The organism is Actinomadura sp. 9N215 (genome assembly GCF_044326345.1).
Lineage (GTDB): Bacteria > Actinomycetota > Actinomycetes > Streptosporangiales > Streptosporangiaceae > Spirillospora.
The window spans coordinates 163,489-179,478 of sequence record NZ_JBIRBA010000004.1 but is presented as its reverse complement, the minus strand read 5'-3'; the positions used below and the strand labels follow the sequence as shown (position 1 = coordinate 179,478).

General features: G+C 72.6%; 10 protein-coding genes. 1 reads left to right on the top strand and 9 read right to left on the bottom strand.

The window, feature by feature from the left end; all coding sequences use genetic code 11:
- Nucleotide 1: 1 nt before the first annotated feature.
- The 5 genes from ACH34T_RS09070 to lanKC (ACH34T_RS09050) form a co-directional block, all read right to left on the bottom strand.
- Nucleotides 2-2,341: a LuxR C-terminal-related transcriptional regulator gene (locus ACH34T_RS09070; protein ID WP_395991546.1), complete on the bottom strand. Its 2,340-nt coding sequence runs from the start codon at nt 2,339-2,341 to the stop codon at nt 2-4.
- A gap of 297 nt (nt 2,342-2,638) precedes the next feature.
- The gene (locus ACH34T_RS09065; protein WP_395991545.1) at nt 2,639-3,625 is read right to left on the bottom strand and encodes an LLM class flavin-dependent oxidoreductase; all 987 of its coding nucleotides are present in this window, start codon (nt 3,623-3,625) and stop codon (nt 2,639-2,641) included.
- Nucleotides 3,622-4,887, bottom strand: a complete 1,266-nt coding sequence (locus ACH34T_RS09060; RefSeq protein ID WP_395991544.1) for an MFS transporter — start codon at nt 4,885-4,887, stop codon at nt 3,622-3,624. Before ACH34T_RS09060 ends, ACH34T_RS09065 begins: the two co-directional genes overlap by 4 nt.
- A complete protein-coding gene (lanKC, locus tag ACH34T_RS09055; protein WP_395991543.1) occupies nt 4,884-7,526 on the bottom strand; it encodes a class III lanthionine synthetase LanKC in 2,643 nt (880 codons plus the stop codon). The genes ACH34T_RS09060 and lanKC (ACH34T_RS09055) overlap by 4 nt, the downstream gene beginning before the upstream one ends.
- 185 nt (nt 7,527-7,711) lie before the next feature.
- Nucleotides 7,712-10,276, bottom strand: coding sequence for a class III lanthionine synthetase LanKC (gene lanKC / locus ACH34T_RS09050; protein WP_395991542.1), 2,565 nt, complete (start codon nt 10,274-10,276; stop codon nt 7,712-7,714).
- A 178-nt stretch (nt 10,277-10,454) separates the two neighbouring features.
- On the opposite strand from lanKC (ACH34T_RS09050), the gene ACH34T_RS09045 reads away from it, so the two are divergent.
- Nucleotides 10,455-11,360 (top strand): response regulator transcription factor, encoded by a 906-nt coding sequence (locus tag ACH34T_RS09045; protein ID WP_395991541.1) that lies wholly within the window; start codon nt 10,455-10,457, stop codon nt 11,358-11,360.
- Nucleotides 11,361-11,375: 15 nt separating this feature from the next.
- On the opposite strand, the gene ACH34T_RS09040 is transcribed toward ACH34T_RS09045, so the two are convergent.
- From ACH34T_RS09040 to ACH34T_RS09025, 4 genes are all read right to left on the bottom strand, one after another.
- Nucleotides 11,376-11,843 (bottom strand): hypothetical protein, encoded by a 468-nt coding sequence (locus tag ACH34T_RS09040; RefSeq protein WP_395991540.1) that lies wholly within the window; start codon nt 11,841-11,843, stop codon nt 11,376-11,378.
- A 160-nt stretch (nt 11,844-12,003) separates the two neighbouring features.
- Complete coding sequence (locus ACH34T_RS09035; protein ID WP_395991539.1) at nt 12,004-12,189, bottom strand: hypothetical protein; 186 nt, start codon at nt 12,187-12,189, stop codon at nt 12,004-12,006.
- A gap of 213 nt (nt 12,190-12,402) precedes the next feature.
- On the bottom strand, nt 12,403-14,106 hold the full coding sequence (locus ACH34T_RS09030) for a discoidin domain-containing protein (RefSeq protein WP_395991538.1): 1,704 nt from the start codon (nt 14,104-14,106) through the stop codon (nt 12,403-12,405).
- Between the two features lie 2 nt (nt 14,107-14,108).
- Nucleotides 14,109-15,620 carry an alkaline phosphatase D family protein gene (locus ACH34T_RS09025; RefSeq protein ID WP_395991537.1) on the bottom strand — a complete coding sequence of 504 codons (1,512 nt, stop codon included), beginning with the start codon at nt 15,618-15,620 and terminating at the stop codon, nt 14,109-14,111.
- Nucleotides 15,621-15,990: the final 370 nt, after the last annotated feature.

Here is a 15,990-nt window from a genome sequence, read left to right as displayed (position 1 = left end):
GTCAGCAGGCCCGGTCCGCGCGGCCGACGGCGTGGGCGATCTGCGCCCGCGAGTTGATGTCGAGCTTCTGGAAGATCCTGCTGAGGTAAGTCTCCACGGTCTTCTGGCTCAGCGTGAGCCGGTGCGCGATCTGCTGGTTGGTGGCGCCGAGGCTGACGAGGTCGGCGACCTGCCGCTCGCGCCGGCTGAGCAGCGAGAGGACCTCGCCGCCCGCCCGCCCGGCCTCCTCCGGTGCCTCTTCCGGCGCCACCCCGGGGCTGTCGGCGCCCGTGCGGATCTTCGCGACCTGGTCCCGTACGGGTCCGTTCCCGGCGCGGACGGCCGCGTCCTCCGCGTAGTCGAGCTCCGCCGCGGCGGCTCCGGCGTCGCCGAGCTCCCTGTAGGCCCTGGACAGGGCGAGGCTAAGGTGGGCCAGCAGGCAGTCCTGCCCGTGGACGATCGCGAAGCGCAGCCCGCGCCGGAGATGGACGACCGCGTCGCCGAACCGTCCCAGGCCCAGCTCGGCCTCGCCGAGCCAGCGCAGGGTCTCCATCCGGTCGGCCAGGCGATCGTCCTGGAGCTCGTCGACGATCTCGGTGGCCGCCGCGACCGCCGCGGCCGCGTCCGCGACGTCGTCCCGGGCGAGGTGGGTGAGCGCCCGGATGCTCAGGGCCTGGGCGCGGAGCGCCGGGTCCGGCGCGTGGACGGCGGCGGGCGGCACCCGCGCGCCCGGCCCGAGGGCGACCTCGCCGGCCTCGATCGACAGCGCGACGCTCTCCAGGCCGAGCGGGATCGACCCCGGGTCGGCCCGCAGCCCGTGTTCCACGAGCCCGCGGGCGTCGTCCCACCGCCCCATCAGCCGGTGCGCGCGGACCCGCCATTCGGCCGCGTCGGCCCGGAGCTCGGCGGGGATCGCGTCGGCACGGCACTGCGTCTCCGCGTACAGCCGCAGGCTTTCGGGGAGCATGCCGAGGAGCGCGTGCGCCTTGGCGAGGAGGAACGACGCCTCCGCGGAGCCCTGGCCCGCCGCCTCGACCACGCGGGACAGCCAGCGCCTCGCGCGCACGGGCCGCATGGACAGCGACTCTCTGGCCCCCTCCAGCAGCACCGTCCGAGCGCCCGCGTCGTCGTCGGCCAGGTGCTCCAGGTGGCGGGCGAGGGTGGTGCTCGACGCCCCCCGGGCGCCGAGCACCCGCGCGGCCCGGCTCGTGGCCCCGTAGCGCCAGCCCGCGCCCGCCGAGTGGTAGGCGATCGCGCGCCCGACGGGATGCCGGAACCTGAACCGCCCGATCGTGTGCGCCGGACGGATGACGTCCTCGTCCTGCAGCTCGTCGATCGCGGCGAGGACGACGTCCTCGGGCAGCTGCGCGACCGTCCTGACGATTCCGGGCTCGAACGGATCCCCGCTGATCGCGGCGGCCGCGACGACGCGGCGCGCCGCCGGGGACAGCGCGCCGAGGTCCGGGAGGGCGCCGTCCACGATGAGGGGCGGGAATCCGTCGACGAGATCGTCGGCGGAATAGGCGTCCTCCGGGTCCGTCGAGAGCAGGCGGCGCAGCGCGCCCGGATTGCCCGCCGAGTCGCGGACGACCCGGCGCCGCCGGACCGGTGAGAGGCCGCGCGGAAGGAGCGCGTCGATCTGGTCGGCGGGCAGCGGCCTCAACTCCACATAGGCCGCGCGGTCCGGCCGCGCCCCCGCCCGCTCCATGATGGCGTCGATCCTCCGGCCCGACAGTGACGAACGGTAGGCGACCGCGATGACGACCTCCGCGCTCGGAGGGTTGCGGGCCAGATACGCCAGGAGCTCGATGGAATGGTCGTCCGCCCGGTGGAAATCGTCGAGCGCCACGAGGAGGCCGGACTTCTTGGCCAGCTGGTCGAGCAGCCGGGCCATCGCCGCGAAGCGGCGCGTGTTCTCCGCGCCGCCGCTGGTCCGCGGGCCGGCCTTCTCCTCGACGTCACCGGAGAGAATCGCGTCGACCAGGTCCAGGTCCCGTGCGGGGAGGGCGGACAGATCGGCCGGGACGCGGCGTAGATTCCTGCCGAGCGCGTCGACGAAAGGTTCAAGACTGATACCGGAACGGCCCTGGACGGCCTGTCCGGACGCGACCGAATAGCCTTTGTCGCGGGCCAGGGACGAGAGCCGGGAGAGCAGCCGGGTCTTTCCAATCCACGGCTCGCCCGCGATCTGGACGATCCCGCCCAGCGGAGGGAGGGTGTGCAGGATCTCCTCGGGGAGGCCCGCCGCGTCGGGGCCCGGCGGCCGCAGGGCCAGCGCTCCTCGCGTCCGGTCGTCCGGCGCTCCTTCCGTCCGGTCGTCCAGGTCATCGCCCGGCACGGTGATCGATTCCCTGCCACGCATCGTCACATCCACCCCGTGGTCCGCGCCTGTTGATCATGGCCCGCCGTCCCCGTCCGGTTCGTTCGCCCCGCCCCCCGACGGGATCCGCACCCACATCGAAGGCGTGTTCCGGCCTCCCGGACCACCGGTCGGACGAAAGCAAACGGAATCGGACGTCCCAGAACGGACAAGATGATCACGCAGACCCGGCGGCGACCTCCGTACCTTCGGCCTTAACCGCCAGGCACGGCCGCGACCGCAACCCTCATCCACATTGGACGGAATTGAACAACACGGAAGCCTGCAACGAGCCGATGGCTACGAACCCGCGACCTCTTCCAGGATCGCGTGGAGTTCGCGGAGGGCCGTCGTCCCGCCCTGGCTGACGTACACGCCGGAAAGGTTCAGGCCGATCTCGTCGACGCCGGCCTCGGCGTAGCCGCGCAATTGCTCGCCGATGCCGGAAAGGCTTCCGGCGACGAACGCGCCCCCCTTGATCATCGCGGTCGCGGCGGCGGGCAGGTCCGCCGTGTCGACGTCGATGCCGCACCGTCGCAGCATCTCGGCGTAGTGCGGGAGCCGCAGGTGGACGGAATGTCCCGCGACCACGAGGCCGGGGAGGTCCCGGCCGTCCTCGGCGACGGCCACCGGCACCAGGGCCACCAGCCTGGGCACGGGGCGTCCCGCCGCCTCGGCCCCTTCCCGCAGCGCGGGGACGATCACGTCGCGGAGGTAGGCGGCGGGGGTCAGCCACGTGATGGCCACGTCCGCGCACTCCCCGGCGATCCGCGCCATGGCCGGGCGCAGCACGCCGGCCCCGACCTCGACCGGCGGGCCCGGCACGGTCTTCGGCGCGAAATGGCAGGAGAAGTAGTCGCCGCGGTGCTCGACCACGTCCCCGTCCAGCGCCCTCCGCACGATGGTGAGGTATTCGCGGGTGGCGGTCAGCGGGCTCCGGTAGGGCGCGCCGAGCAGCGCGCGCTGCGAGATCTCCGCTCCGGGGCCGTAGCCGGCGACGACCGGATGCCCCATGGTCACCGCGAGCGTCCGGGCGAGCGCGGCCGCGGTGGCGGGGTGGCGGTGCGGCATGATCAGCACACTCGTCCCGACCGGGACGCGGAAGCCCGACGCGGCGGCGAACGTGAAGCTCTGGTGGGGATCGCCGACGTCGGACTGGCCCTGCCACAGGCGGTGTGCCCCGCTCCATTGGGTCAGCGCGGCATAGGGCAGGATCTGCTCGGCCCGCGTGGGAGCGAACGGCATCATGATGGAGTAGGCCGTCACCGGCGCACCTTCCTTGGTCATGCACGGTCTCCGGGGTCTGGCGCGCCGGATTCGCGGACGCCGGACGCCGCGGCCCTCAGCCGGGGCAGCAGGAGCGTCAGGGCCCACAGCAGCACGGCGAAGATCAGCAGGCCCGCGCCGCCGGACAGGCGGTCGAGCATCAGGCCCGCCACGGCCGGGCCCAGCGCCGTGGCGAACTGGGTGAGGTTGAAGACGCTGTTCACCCGTCCCTGGAGGCCGTCGGGCGTGCGCAGCAGCCGGGTCGTGGTCAGCACGCTCCCGGCGACGGACATGACGGCCATGGCCAGGGCGAGCAGGACGGCCAGGACGATCCGGTCGCGGGTGGCGGCCATGAGGAGCACCAGGCAGCCGGTGATCGCGGTGGCGGCCGTGACGAGCCGTCCGAGCGGGAACCGGTTCCCGGCGATCGGGGCGAGCGCGGTGCCGGCCAGGGCCCCTCCGGTGGCGGCGGACACGATGAGGCCGACCGAGGGCGCGCTCGCGCCGCCCTGCGCGTTGACCATGATGACGAGCAGCAGGACGCCCTGGAGGATCAGGCCGAGCGCCACGGTCGCCAGCAGGCAGGTCCGCAGCAGCCCCTCCTTCCAGACGAACCGGAATCCGGCGGTGAGGTCGTTCAGGAACCGGGACCCGGCGGCTGGGGCGCCGCGCAGGGACCCGCGCACCGCGAGCACGCACGCCCCGGACACGGCGAACGAGCCGGCGTCGAACCAGAACGGGGCGCTGGGCGACACGCTGAACAGGAAGCCGCCGACGACCGGGCCGATCAGGTTCGCGGCCTGGATGCGTCCCAGCGTGACCGACACGGCCGTGGACAGCCGCGACCCTGGAACGAGCCGGGGGAGCGACGCCAGGAACGCGGCGGTGGCCGGTGCGCCCAGGAGGCCCAGGACGACGCCCACGCCCAGCAGGATCGAGACCGGCGGGTGGCCGCCGAGCGCGGCGAGGGCCAGCGCGGCACTGGCCAGTGCGCGTCCCGCCTCGCAGATCAGCAGGACGGTACCCCGGTCGAAGCGGTCCACGATCGGACCGGCCGGCACGCAGGCGAGGCCGATGGAAGCCGCCCAGACGGCCTCGACCACGCCGACCCACAGCATCGAGCCGGTCGAGTGCAGCACCACCAGCGGCAGGACCATGCCCGCCGCCGCCGTGCCCAGCTGCGACAGGCCGTTCCCGGCCGACAGGATCAGGAAGTCGCGGTTGCGGGACAGTCGCCCGTCCGCGCCCCCGGCCGGGCCCTTCGACGTCAGCGGCCTGGTCAACGGGCGGCGCTCGCCGTCAAGGACGCCGTGCCGGTGGCCCAGGCCAGCGGGCCGCCGCCGTCGAGTCGGAGTGCGCCGCCGCCGGATCCGGGCGCACTGTTGCCGAGGCCGAGGGCGCCGTGGACGGCGAGGAGCACGCCCGCCGTCCCTGTGCCGAGGTCCATGGACAGCCGGTTGAGGTCGCCCGACGGGAACGCGAGGTGCCGGTGGAAGCGGACGGCGTGCCAGCCGAGGCGGCGCAGGTGCATGTCGATCGCGGGATCGCCGTCCGGGCCCGCCAGTTGCGCCAGCACGGCCAGGACTCCCGAACGCCCCTCAAGGAGCCCCGCGGACAGCATCAGCTCCGTCCCCAGCCCGGCGCGGACGGCGTCGAGGACGCGCCGGTAGTGGTCGTCGTCCGCCCGGTGCGCGAGGTATTTGCGCAGCGCGACCGCGATGCCCGCGCTTCCCCGCATGAGGCTCAGGCGCCAGTCGGTCCCTTCCCGTACCTGGAGGCATCCGTCGGCCGGGACGCCGCAGTGGGCGATGTCCCTGGCCAGCGCGCTCGCGGCGGCGTCGAGATAGCGCGCCTGCCCGGTCACCTCGTACAGGCGGGTGAGCAGCAGCGCGACGCCCGACCAGCCGTGCATGAGGCCGGGACGGGTCACGGGCGCGACATCGCCCGCGTCTCCGCCGATCACGCGGGTGAGCCGGTCGGCGATCCGGATCGCGTCCTCGTCCACGTCTTGCTCGACGTCGCGCAGGCGCAGCAGGCCGAGCCCGATCCCGGCGAGGCCGCCGAACAGGCCGGCCGCGCTCCCGCGGAGGTCGAGGGCGCGCATCCGGCTCAGCGCGTCGCGGGCCTCGTCGTGCCGCCCCAGCTCGGCGAGGACGTACGCCACTCCCGCCAGCCCGTCGCAGAGCCCCGCGCGCGGCGGGTCGACGCGCCCGCTCGCGCGGACCAGCCAGTCGACGTGCTCCTCGAAACCGGGGTAGCCGGTCCGTGCCGTGGCGTGCAGCGCGTGGAGGACGCCCGCGGCGCCGAAGGCGAGCGTGGCGCCCTGGCCCTCGAACTGGCGGGGGTCTCCAGGGAAGAGGCGGTCCTCGCGCTCCGGCGTCGCGGCGCAGACGATCGCGTCGCGCATCCCGTCCAGGACCGCCGGCCACTCCGGATCGTCCCGGGTGACCGGCCAGTCCGGGACGGGCCGCTGCGCAGGCAGGGCGCAGTCGCGATGCCGGGACGCGGCCCGGGTCCCGGCCGCGAACTCCGGGGGCGGGGCGAGACGGTCCCGCAGCCGGCGTCCGAAGCCGTCCGGCAAGGGGAACAGCTCCTCGGCGGCGTCCACCAGGACCCCGATCTTGGCCGGATCGAACCGGACGAGCTGGGTGACGGGGACGAACAGGGCCAGGCGCAGGCAGTGCAGGGCGTAGTCGTCGGGATCGAATCCGGACCGGGCCCAGGAGGCGGCGAAGCCCGCGGTGGCCAGGCCCGACGCGGGGTCGTCCGAGACTTCGTGCGCCGTCTCGAAGTCGACCAGGCACACCCGGCCGTCCGGGCGGACGATCACGTTGCCGGGCTGGAGGTCGCCGAAGACGATCCCTCGTTCGTGCAGCTCGGCCAGAGCCGCCTCGACGCGCTCCAGGACGGTCAGCGCCCAGCGCGCGTACTCGGCCCGGCTCGCCGCGGTGTGCCCCGGACGGCGCAGCGGGTGCCGCCGGGCGACGGCGTCCTGGAGGCATTCGCCCTCGACGAATTCCTCAACGAGGAAATGGTGTTCCCAGTGCACCCGGTGGGCGAGGACCTCGGGGACCACGTCGAGGTCACGCAGCCGCCGCAGGACGGCACGCGCGCGCAGCAGGCGGGCGACGGCGTCGTCGCCCGCGTCGTCCAGCCCGGCGTGCGGCCGGGCCTCGCGAAGCACCACGGCACGGCCGGACTCCAGCTCCGTCGCGCGGTAGACGCCGCCGGCGTTCGACAGGCGCAGCGCCTTTTCGACCCGGTAGGGGAACGGCTCCGACGCATCCCCGCGCCTGGTCTTGATCCGCGTCTCGATGAACGGGGGAACCGGCGCCCAGGACGGCACCCGGAATGTGGGGCCGCGCAGGTCGGGCGTCAGGCGTCCGGCCGGGTCCCGGACGGCGGGCACGTGCTCGCCCTCGGCGGAGAAGCAGGTCCGCGGCTTGAACGCGCCATAGCGGACGTAAAGCGGCCCGGCATCCCACCGAAGGTCGCTCAGTATGTACGGTCCCTCGATTCCGGCGAGCAGTTCGGAAAGGTCGTTCAGCGCCGGTTCGAGGAGGTTTCCGGGCGGATAGACGGTGATCAGCTTTCCGCTGGACCCGCGTGCGGCCACCTTGCTGTTGGCGATTTCCATGATCTGCCTGCTGCGGAGGAATTTCAGGCTCAGCTCATTCGCGAAGCAGTAGCCGCAGACCGTGTCGATCACTTTCGCCGCGTCGGCCGCGGTGGCCGAGAGGTGGATCTTCCATCCCTGGTCCGGGAGGGTCATGCCCGGCTTGGCCAGCTGCACCCAGCCGCCGCGCTCCACCCGCGTCCAGCCGGGCGGCGTGGGCGGCCGGAACCTGGTCGCGCGGTCGTCGACGTTCTCCACCGTGTCGGCGAACAGCGGGTCCGCCGCCAGGAACAGTTCGGCCAGCATTTCCCCTCCGTGGCGATTGGCCGGTGCCGGCCGGCGCGGTGAGAGCACCGGCCGGCACCGGGGTCGGCTATCTGACGCCTAGCGTCAGAAGGCGGTGTTGCTGGACGTCCAGCTCACGCAGTTGGACGGAAGGAAGACGGTGTCCTCCTCCAGCTCCTGCAAGGCGAGGATCTGCTCCACGGTTCTCACCTCCCTCCCTCGGCGGTGGCGGTCATTGCGGTCCGCGAATCGAGGTGGGGGAGGAGCCCCGTGCACTCCCCGAACGCGGCGTTGAGGGCGAGCAGCACGCCCGCGGATCCGGTCGCCAGGTCCATGGCCAGCCGGCGCATGCGGAAGCCGGGGAAGGCGAGGTGCCCGCGGTGCCGCCTGGCGTGCCACGCGAGCCGCCTGGCCTGGTCGGCGATGGCCGGGCGGTCCGCGGCGAAGCCGAGCCCGGCCAGCGTCGCGATCATGCCGGCCCGGCCGCGGAACAGCCCCGCGTTGTGGACGCAGGCCGGCCTGCACGCGCGCCGGACGCCGTCGAGCGCCGCGCGCAGGACGGGGTCCGGACGGTGCCGGAGCCGGTTCCGCAGGACGAAGGCCAGGCCGTTGCTCCCGCCGTGCAGATACGTCAGGTAGCGGACGCCGTCGAACAGGTGCAGCGTCCCGTCGGGACGGGTCACGCACCGGTCGAGGTCGTGCCGCAGGGCCGCGTCGGCGAGGTCCAGGTAGCGGGACTCGCCGGTGTCCGCGTGCAGGTGCTGGAAGAGCAGGGCGGGCCCGGTCGGGCCGTGCAGCAGGCCGAACGGCTCCGGCCCGCCGGGGGCCGCGGTGAGCCCGTCCCGGACGCGTCCGGCGACGTCGTCGCCGAGGCGGACGGCCCGTGCCCGCATCTCCTCGTCACCGGTCACCCGGGCGAAGTGGAGGAGGTTCAGCGCGATGCCCGCCACACCGCCGTTGAGATCCGCCGAGCGGGCCGTCTCGTCCAGCGGACGCGAACGGTCGAGGACGGTGAGCGCCGCCTCACGGTGGCCGAGGTGGTCCAGGACGAACGCCACGCCGTGCAGCCCGTCGTAGAGGCCGGGCGACGGCGCGGGATCGTCGAGGGCCGCCTTCGCCAGCCACTCGACGTACTCGTCCGGGATCTCGGCGCCCGCCTGGGCGAGGGCGTAGAGGACCCCCGCCGCCCCGTACCCGAGCGCGTGGCCGCCGATCGTCGTGGGCGTCGTCGGCGTCCCGGGGAACAGCCGGTCCCGCCGGTCCGGGCTCGCGACCGCGTGGATGCCGCCGATGAGGGAGGCCCGGATCTCCGGCCAGTTCGCCTCCGGCCTGGCCAGCGCGTCCCCGGCGGTGTCGGGTTCGGAGGACCCCAGCACGCGCACCAGGTTCGCGCCGAAAGCGGGCGCCACCGGGTAGTGCTCGACGACGGCCTCGGCCAGCGTCCGCACCTTCGCCCGCTCGTGATACGGCAGCGGGAGGAACAGCCACAGCCCGAGCCTGCTGATCAGATGGTCGTGCGCCGCGCCTCCGCGGACACCCGCGGGGACGCAGAACTGCGGGTCGTCGGCCGCCGGCGCGCGGTCGTCGCTGAGCGAGGTCGCCGATTCGAGATCGACCAGCGCGACGCGCCCGTCCGGGCGGAGCAGCACGTTCTCGGGATCGAGCTCGCCCAGCCGGATGCCGAGGGCGAGCAGCTCGTCCATCGCGTCCCGCAGCTTGTCCAGGACGTCCATCGCCCATTTCGTGTACGTGGCGGCGTTCCCGGAATCGTGTACGGCCTCCTGGCGGGTGAGCAGCGGGAGGGTGGCGAGCGCGACCTCCGTCAGCGACGTCCCCTCGACGAACTCCTCGATCAGGAACCGGTGCCCGCCGAACGACCGGTGGCCGAGCAGTTCCGGCACGCAGTCCAGGCCCGCGGCCCGTTCCAGAGCGGCGCGGTGCCGGTCGAGCCGGGTGACCGCGTCCTCCGCGCGGTCGTCCAGGCCCGCGTGCGGCCGCGCCTCGCGCAGCACCACCCGCGCGCCGGTCCGCCGATCGGCCGCCAGGTAGGTGCCGCCCGCGTTGCCGATGGCCAGCGCCCGTTCGATCCGGTACGGGAACGCGTCTCGCGGAGCCTCCCGCATCGCGCGGAGGTCGGCGGTCAGCACGTCCGGAACCGGCGCCCAGTCCGGTGGGCGGAACACGGGGGCACGGTCTTCCGCGACCCGGCGGCCGTCCGGGCGGCCGAGCATGCGCACCCGCTCGCCGTGCGCGCCGGTTCCGGTGGCCTGGCCGAACGAGCCGTACCGGGCGTAGAGCGGGCCGGATCCGTGGCGCAGCGCGCCGAGGACGTAGGGGCCCGGCATGCCGCTCAGCAACGCGTCCAGGTCACGCAGCACGGTCGTGAACCGGGCCTCGTCGACCGGATGGATCGTGATCAGCCGGCCGCTTCTCCCGCGGTCGGCGCGCTTGGCGTTCAGCGCCCGGGCGGCCGGTCGGCTGCGGATGCCCTCGAACGCGATCGAGTGCTTCAGGCAGTACCCGCAGGCGATCTCGACGGCGCGCCCCACCAGGGGCTCGACGACCGACACGTGGATCATCCACCCCTGCTCGGGATCCGGCCCGGCGGCCGGACGCAGCCGGACCCACCATCCGTCCTCGTCCCGCCGCCAGCCCGCCGGCGCCGCCGACAGGAGCGGAAAACGGCCGTGCCCATCGCTGATCCTGTCCGGCGTCTCGAAGAAGTCGGGATCGGCGACATAGAACGGCTCGTAGTCGTGGATGTTCTTCACAGTTCTTGAGACTGGCCGAACCGGGCGGTGCGGTTGTATCCCCAAGTTTTGGGATGGCCGGCGCCGCGGCCGGCCGGTAACGGCGGCCCGGCGGCCTGGTATTCCGTTGTGATCTTGGCCGGGGAGGTGTCAGGCTGGGGCCGTGACGGTTACTGTCAGTGAACGGTTATTCGGTGAGTTGAGTGAGGCCGCCGACCCCGGCGCGAGCGCGGCGGACCTGGGAGAGGCGCTGTCGCGCGCCATCGCGCCCCTCGTGGCCCACGATGCGGTGAAGCTGCTGGGCACCAGCCCGAACGCGGGGTCCGCGCTCTGGTCCTTCGGCTTCTGGCACGCGTACGACCCCGACTTCTGCCGACCCCGGCCACGCACCGGCACCGGGCCAGGAAATGGCACCGGGAGCGAGATGCGGCTGCTGCTCCGGGACGCCCGCGGCCGCTGGGGACAGCTCGGCCTGGTCCGGGCCGAACGCGGCAGGCCGTTCGACGAGACCGACGTCAAGCGGGCGGCCCAGCTGGCCCCGACGCTGATCGCGTTCCTGCGCGCCTACGTCACCGCCGGCCCGCTGGCCCCGTCGGTCCCCCCGCCGCCGCCGGGCGTGTTCGTCATCGGTCCCGACGAGGCGGTCCGGACGGCCACCCCGCAGGCGTACCAGTGGCGGCAGCAGCTCGAAGACCACGCCAGCGCCCCGCGCTTCACCAGCGACGCGTCCACCACCGGGCTCGCGGCGCAGACGCGCCGGCACGCCCGCGACCCGAACGCCGATCCGCCGCTGATCGTCGGCCCGTCCGCCGTCTACGGCCGCTGGGTCGCCGCGCACGGACAGGTCCTGGACGGCACCGACGACGTGGCGGTCATCATCCAGGCGGCGAGCACCCAGCAGCTGCTGCCGGCCTTCTGCGGCTGGTACGGCATCTCCGCGCGCGAACGCCAGATCATCGCCCAGCTGCGCGAGGCCAGGGCGCCCAAGCAGATCGCGCGGTGTCTCGACCTGTCCGTGCACACCGTCAACGATCACCTCAAGGCGGTGTTCCGCAAGACCGGCGCCAGCGGCCGGGACGAGCTCCTGGCCGCCTTCACCGCCTGACCCGGCCGTGCGATGTCAGCAAGGCGATGGAAGGACCACTTCCGACCAGTCGCCCGTGAACGTGGGAATCGTGACCTCTCCTCGCTCCCGGGCGTCCTGCCCACACGACAACGCACGCGGCGGCGCGAAATACGACTTCTCCTCCCCCGCCTCGATGGTGTCCGAGTCGGTGGTGTCGGGCGCCCAAGCACCGGCCGCATAATCCCAGCGCTCCAGCGTGAGGGAGAAGTCGGCTTCACTTATGCCCCGGTTGGACGCGAACAGGATGCCCTGTGCGCTGTACTGGTCGCCCGGTCCCGTCCAGGTCACTTCGCTGCACGCTTTGTAGACCACTGGGCCGGCCTCCAATTCCGGCCCGCACGCATAGTTCACGACGGGGGCCGGGCCGGCGGCCGCCGCCGGCTGCGCGGCGAAGCCGAGCATTACTACGGCGCCGGCCAGCGGCATGACCCAGCGATTGCGGCGTGAGCTCAGAAAATTCATGTCGTCCCCTTTGCTTCCCCTGGTGCTACGCGATCACCGGTGGATGATCGTTCGTATCGACGGTAGAAGCCTCGGGCCGCGGCGGACGATCCAGCCCACGCGTCCATTCTTGGTGCAGCAAGCCGTACCACGCCGCGCCTCTGCAAAGGGGGACGCCAGCTCACGCGATTGTCGAACTGACGGCGGCGACACGATGGGCCAGATCGCCGGCCGGGATGTCGATGAGCTCGTAGCCGAACGCGCGATAGCTCTGTTCGTGAATCCTTTCGAATACCAGCGACTCCAGGAAACTGATCCGCCGGGCCGGGGTGGGCTCGCAGAAACCCAGATTGCGGATGAAGAGCACCTGCCGCTCGTAAATCCCCCTCGGAGACGATCCGTTCGAGTTCGGCCGCCAGCGCCCGAGACACCGGCCGTCCCAGGTAAGTGGCGAGCGCATGAGTGCAGACCGCCGCACTATTCAAAGCCTTTCGTGGGTGCTTCGAGCCGCCGGCCTGGGACCAGGGTATGTGGCCTGGCCCGGGGCACTCGGAAGTGCTCCGGGCCAGTTCAGGTGAGGTCAGCGGACGGTGATCTCAGCGGCCGAGGCGTACGCTCCGCCGCCCGACCGGCTTGAGGTGAGGCGGACGAGTTCGGCGTCGACGGGGTCGAAGGTGACGGTCTTGGCGGCCTTGTCCGCCGCCCAGGTCCCCTTCGCCACCTCGGTGAAGGTGATTCCGTCGGTGCTCACCTCGATGGTGTGGTCGAGGATGTCGCCGTTGGGGCTGCCGTCCTGCCTGGGCAGGTACTGCAGCGAGCTGATCTTCCGGACCCCGTCCAGGTGGACGGTGATCGACTGCGGCAGGGTGACCGGCGGGCTCCATTCGGTGTGCCAGAACGTGCCGGGGTTGCCGTCCACGGCCTTTTCGGGCTCGTTGCCCAGGTGCCAGCTGGTCGCGAACGCCGGGGCGTAGTGGCACTCCTTGGGCACCGTCACCGGCACCTGGACGGACTGCTCGCCGAAGAACACCGTGACGCGGTAGTCGGCGGGCGGTGCCGTGATCGGCGCGGTGATCGGGATGTACAGGTCACGTGCCTCACCTGCGGGAACGGTGAGGTCGCGTGCCTTGCCGTCCACCCGCAGCGGAGCCTGGGCCTCGGCGCGGACCGCCGTGGTCGTCTCCTTGCCGGACGCGTTGACGGAACGGGCGGCGACCGCGGAGACGCGGCCGGTGCCGGGCTCACACTGGTCCAAGGTGATCCGGGCCGGGAACACCGACTGGCGTGATTGCGCGTCGGGTTGCAGGCGTGCCCAGGTGAAGGGCTGGTCGGCGTAGTAGTTGCCGCAGGCGGCCCCGGCCCTGCGCGAGTCGCCCCGGTCGTATGCCGCCTTGCAGGCAGCCAGGTTCGGCACGGCGGTGTCGTACTCGACGTCCATCGCGGCCTCGGCCACGCGGCCGCGCGCGAACAGGAAGTTGGTGTACTGACGGTTGGAGACCCGGGCGTCTCCGATGAACGCGGCTTCGTCGTAGGCGCTGGTCTGGGTCAGGTACGACCAGAAGGGCGCGAGCGCACAGCCGAACTTCTGGGCCTGTGCGCAGCGGAGGGCGGAGAAGTCCGCGCCCAGGACCGCCATCCCGCTGTCACCGGCGCGCTTGCGCAGCGCGGTGTCGAGCTCGGCGGCGGCGGCCTGCGCGACGGGCGCGGCCACGGCGCCCACGCGGCCGCTCAGCAGGTGGGTCTCCTGGGACGAGCCGCGGCCCACCACCGTGAGCTGCGCCTGGTCCTCGCCCTGGACGCGCACGAAGCCCGCGCCGCCCCGTGCACTGACGGTGTCGGAGTTGATCAGGATCGCGCTGGCACGGACGCCTCCGTCGTCGAGGAACGGGGTGCGCCCGGGCGAGACCGCGACACGGTAGTCGTCGCGGGTGCTCCGGCTCAACCGCCTGGCGAGGTGGACGGCGCCCGGTCCGAGAACGTCGGTCAGCAGCAGGACGTCGGGCGCCTTCGGAGTGCTCTTGACGACGCGGCTCGCGAAGTGGTCGAGGTCGGCGGTGTCCGCCGCGTCGGCGGGACGCATCGCGTCCTGCAGGTTCGCCTGGACGACCACCAGGCCCGTGGAACGTTCCCCGGGCGCGGCGAACGCGGGCGCGGCGAACGCGGAACGTTCGTTGCCGAAGGCGCCTGCCGTGAGCAACCCGGCCAGCAGAGCGCCGACCATGAGCGTGACGACCGTCGCCATCGCCGGGACGGGCCCCGGGCGGCCGATCAAGTTCTTCGCCATGTTCATGCTCCCGCTCCCGCTCCCGCGTCCTGCAGGCCGGGACGGCCCGCCTCCACGGCGAACCGGCGGCGCACCGACACCACGCCGCTCTGGTCGGTGATCTTCGAGATCACGTTGTAGTCGGTCTCCCAGGTCTTCGCGGCCACCCGGCAGGCGACGTAGCCGCGCAGGTTGTTGACGAACTTCAGATGCGGGTTCGCCCGCAGCTGGAGACGGCTGCCCTCGGTCATGTCCACGCCGTTGCCGCCGCTGGTGATGGACGTGCCCATGAACTCGACCCCGATGGTGGGCGAACCTTGGTCGTTGAAGTCCGCCTTCAGGTCGGCGGCCGCGCTCCAGTGCGCGTCACCGGTGATCACCACCGGGTTGGCGACCCGCCGCCGCTGGATCCCGCCGAAGAGGCGCCGCCTGGCCGCCTCGTACCCGTCCCAGATGTCGGGGTGGAACTGCTCGATGCCGCCGTCGGCGGTGAAGCGGTTCTGCTGGTACATCTCCACCTGGTTCGCCAGCATGTTCCAGGTGGTGCGGGACCTGCCGAGACCGTCGAGCAGCCAGCGCTCCTGCCCGGACCCCAGCATGCTGCGGTCGGCGTCGAAGCGGCGCGCGAAGTCCTGCGCACTGCGGTACTGGCGGCCGTCCAGGACGAAGAAGGACGCCAGCCTCCCGTACCGGAACCTGCGGAAGATCTGCATGTCGGGCCCCTGCGGCATCGAGGACGGCCGCAGCGGCAGGTTCTCGTAGTAGGCGCGGAAACCGGCGGCCCGCATGCGCAGGACGTTCTCCGGGCTGATCCCCGGCACGCTCTCGTCCGCCCAGTCGTTGATGATCTCGTGGTCGTCCGGGGTCACGATCCACGGGGCGATCCTGTGCGCGGCCTGGAGATCGGGGTCGCTGTTGGTCAGGGAATAGCGGAGGCGGTACTGCGCAAGGGTGAACAGCCTCGCGTTGTGCGCGGCGGACAGGGGCGTGTTGCGGGCGCCGCCGGTGGGACCGTAGGCGCCCTCGTAGATGTAGTCGCCGAGGTGGAAGATCACGTCCAGGTCCTGGGCCGCCATGTGCCGGTAGACGGTGTAGAAACCGTCCACCCACTGCTGGCAGGAGGCGAACGCGAGGGTGAACGGGACGGCCGCCGACGGGTCCGGGGCGGTGCGGGTGCGCCCGATCGGGCTCTCCTCCCCGCCCGCGGAGAACCGGTACCAGTACTCGCGGCCTGGCCTGAGGCCCTTGACCTCGACGTGCACGGAGTGCGCGAGCTCCGGCGCGGCCAGGACCGAACCGCGCTTCACGACCCGGCGCATCGCGTCGTCCTCGGCCACCTCCCAGCGGACGGGCACGTCCTTGCCGGGCATGCCGCCCAGGCCGTCGTCGGCCAGCGGGGTCGTCGCCAGCCGCGTCCACAGGACGACGCCGTCGGGCCACGGGTCGCCTGAGGCCACACCGAAGGTGAAGGGGTATCCCGCAAGCCGGGGGGACGCCTGCGCGGGATCCGGGGTCAGCCGGCTCAGGGCCACCATGCCCGCCACCCCGAGGCCTCCACCAAGGAGGCCGCGGCGGCTGACGGCGAATCCACTGCCACGTGCATTCACTTTTCTTCTGCTCCTCTGTCGGGGGAACACGTGCCGGGCCCGAGCACTCGGTAATAGAATCGGGTCGGCGATGCCCGCCGCGCCCTCCAGATGGCAGCACGAAATCAGCCCGGCAGCCCCGTCGTGGATCGGCGATCGGCCGTACTTGACGAGAACTGCCGGTTAACGTGTCACGAAATGCGAACGGCCGAATCGGAGAGCACCTGGAGAGCACTGGCCAGGGCACAGATCGAGATTAAAGATCGCACCGCCGGGGGTACAGGTACAGGCCGATGGCCGCAAGATGAAGATCATCGAT

What these genes read in the sequence shown, in the direction of transcription:
- ACH34T_RS09070 (WP_395991546.1), bottom strand. Translation starts at nt 2,341, where the DNA reads ATGCGTGGCAGGGAATCGATCACCGTGCCGGGCGATGACCTGGACGAC.
- ACH34T_RS09065 (WP_395991545.1), bottom strand. Translation starts at nt 3,625, where the DNA reads ATGACCAAGGAAGGTGCGCCGGTGACGGCCTACTCCATCATGATGCCG.
- lanKC (WP_395991543.1), bottom strand. Translation starts at nt 7,526, where the DNA reads ATGCTGGCCGAACTGTTCCTGGCGGCGGACCCGCTGTTCGCCGACACG.
- ACH34T_RS09040 (WP_395991540.1), bottom strand. Translation starts at nt 11,843, where the DNA reads ATGAATTTTCTGAGCTCACGCCGCAATCGCTGGGTCATGCCGCTGGCC.
- ACH34T_RS09030 (WP_395991538.1), bottom strand. Translation starts at nt 14,106, where the DNA reads ATGGCGAAGAACTTGATCGGCCGCCCGGGGCCCGTCCCGGCGATGGCG.
- ACH34T_RS09025 (WP_395991537.1), bottom strand. Translation starts at nt 15,620, where the DNA reads ATGGTGGCCCTGAGCCGGCTGACCCCGGATCCCGCGCAGGCGTCCCCC.